Raw genomic sequence first — 2,649 nt, forward strand, 5'->3', positions numbered from 1 at the left:
AAGGCGGACATGGACCGCAAACGGGCGACCCGCGATGCCGCCAATGCGCGTGTTCGCGTCGCGCAGGCGCAATATGGCGAAGCCACGGCGCGCAACAACCGCCTCAACATCGTCGCTCCCGAAGCCGGCCTTGTGCTGACGCGGCAGGTCGAACCCGGCCAGATCGTCGGGGCAGGCAGCGGCGTGCTGTTCCGCATGGCAAAGGGCGGCGAGATGGAAATGATGGCGCAGATGGCCGAGGGCGACCTGCAGCGCGTGCGCGTCGGCACCCGTGCGACGGTGAACCCGGTCGGTACCAATGTGCAGATCGCCGGGCATGTGTGGCAGGTGTCGCCGGTCGTCAATCCCGACACGCGGCAGGGCATGGTCCGTGTCGCGGTTCCGTACAGCGCGGCGCTTCGTCCCGGAGGTTTTGCCGACGCGCGGCTGGTGTCGGGCACTGAACAGGCGCCGATGCTTCCCGAAAGTGCTGTCCAGAGCGGCCCCGAAGGCAATTTCGTGCTGATCGTCGACAACAAGGACACGATCCAGCGCCGTCCGGTAACGGTCGGCACGGTCACCGACGAGGGTGTATCGATCGCCTCGGGCCTGACCGGCAATGAACGGGTCGTCGTGCTCGCGGGTGCCTTCCTCAATCCCGGCGACAAGGTGAAGCCGGTCATACAGAAATCGTCGCGGTAATATCGCGGATCACATGCGCAGTCTGCTGGTGCACAAGGGCGTTTGAATCATGAGCTTTCGCAACATCTCCGCCTGGTGCATCCGCAATCCGGTGCCGCCGATCGTCATGTTCGTGCTGTTGCTGCTGGCGGGTCTCGTCAGCTTCAACCGGATGGACGTGAACGACAATCCGGATGTCGAATTCCCGCTGGTACAGGTCATGGTGGCGCAGCCGGGTGCCGCGCCGAGCGAACTTGAAACGCAGGTGACGCAGCGCGTCGAGGCCGCGGTTCGCGGCGTCAGCGGTGTCGACGAAATGTCGTCCTATGTCGGCGAGGGCAGCAGTTCGACGATGGTGCAGTTCGCGATCGGTACGCCGATCGACCGTGCCTATAACGACGTCAACCAGGCGGTTCAGCAGATCCGCAGCGATCTTCCCGACGGGATCCTCGAACCGCAGGTCGTTCGCGTCGACGCCGCCGGCGGGCCGATCACCTATTTTGCCGTCGAAGCGACCGACATGACGCTGGAACAGCTGTCGTGGTTCGTCGATAATACGATCGCCAAGGAACTGCTCTCGATCTCGGGCATGGCCAAGGTCAGCCGTTCGGGCGGTGTGTCGCGCGAAATCCGCGTCATCCTCGATCCCGCGCGGATGCAAAGCTATGGCCTGACCGCGAGCCAGGTAAACCAGCAGCTGCGCCAGACCAACGTCAACGCCGCCGGCGGACGCACTGAAATCGCCGGCTCCGAACAGGCGGTGCGCGTGCTCGGCAACGCCGAAAACGCCTTCCAGCTCGGCGAAACGCGGATATCGATCGGCAACGGGCGGACCATTCGCCTCGCCGATGTCGCCAAGGTGACCGACGGCTATGCCGAGCAGCGCAACCTCGCCAAGATCGGCGGGCGTCAGGTGCTCAGCTTCTCGATCGAGAAGGCCAAGGGCGCGTCCGATGTCACCGTCCACGACGAGACGATGAAAAAGCTGGAAGAGATCAAGAAGAACAACCCCAAGGTCAATTTCAAGATCCTCTTCACGCGCACCGAATATACCAAGGAACAATATCGCAGCTCGATGCTCGCGATGATCGAGGGCGCGATCCTCGCCGTCGTCGTCGTGTTCCTGTTCCTGCGCGACTGGCGCGCGACGCTGATCAGTGCGCTCGCGATCCCGCTGTCGGCGATCCCGACTTTCTGGTTCATGGAAATGATGGGCTTTTCGCTGAACGGCCTGTCGCTGCTCGCATTGAGCCTCGTCGCGGGCGTGCTGGTCGACGATGCGATCGTGGAGATCGAGAATATCGTGCGGCACATGCGCATGGGCAAGACCGCCTATCAGGCGTCGATCGACGCCGCCGACGAAATCGGCCTTGCGGTGGTTGCTACGACGATGTCGATCGTCGCGGTGTTCCTGCCCGTCGCGCTGATGCCGGGTGTGTCGGGCCAGTTCTTCATCCAGTTCGGCATGACCGTCGTGTTCGCGGTGCTGGTCAGCCTCGCGGTCGCGCGCATGATCACGCCGATGATCGCCGCCTATTTCCTGTCGGCGCAGGGCGAGCAGGACCATGCGTCGGGCCCATGGGTCGACCGTTATGAAAAGCTGCTCGGCTGGACGCTCGACAATTCGAAGCACCGGACGGTGCGCGGACGCTATGAACAGGTGCCGACGCGGCTGATCTATCTGATCGTCCCGCTGGTCGCCGCCGGGCTTGCCGGCCTCGCCATGGTCTTCAGCTATTTCCAACCGGTCCCGGTCGGGCAGGATGCGCCGAACCCGGCGATGCATTTCCTGCTGATGACCCCGATCACCATCATCGCCACCTATCTGGCGGTTGCGCTGCTCCAGGTCATCGTTGGCGGTTTCGCCTATCTGTTCGGGATGCGCGGGTGGGCCTTCACCAACTGGGCAAAATTTGTGGCGCAGCGGGCCTATGCGCGGCTCTTCGACCACCGCGCGTGGATCGTCGGCATCGGCGTTGCTGCGTTCCT

General features: G+C 63.6%; 2 protein-coding genes. Both read left to right on the forward strand.

What is annotated here, in order from left to right:
• Nucleotides 1-681: efflux RND transporter periplasmic adaptor subunit (locus VGD20_RS21730; RefSeq protein ID WP_331136451.1), on the forward strand; the 681-nt coding region annotated here is incomplete at its 5' end.
• Nucleotides 682-730: 49 nt separating this feature from the next.
• Nucleotides 731-2,649: efflux RND transporter permease subunit (locus VGD20_RS21735; RefSeq protein ID WP_331136452.1), on the forward strand; the 1,919-nt coding region annotated here is incomplete at its 3' end.

The organism is Sphingopyxis sp. (genome assembly GCF_036402335.1).
Lineage (GTDB): Bacteria > Pseudomonadota > Alphaproteobacteria > Sphingomonadales > Sphingomonadaceae > Sphingopyxis.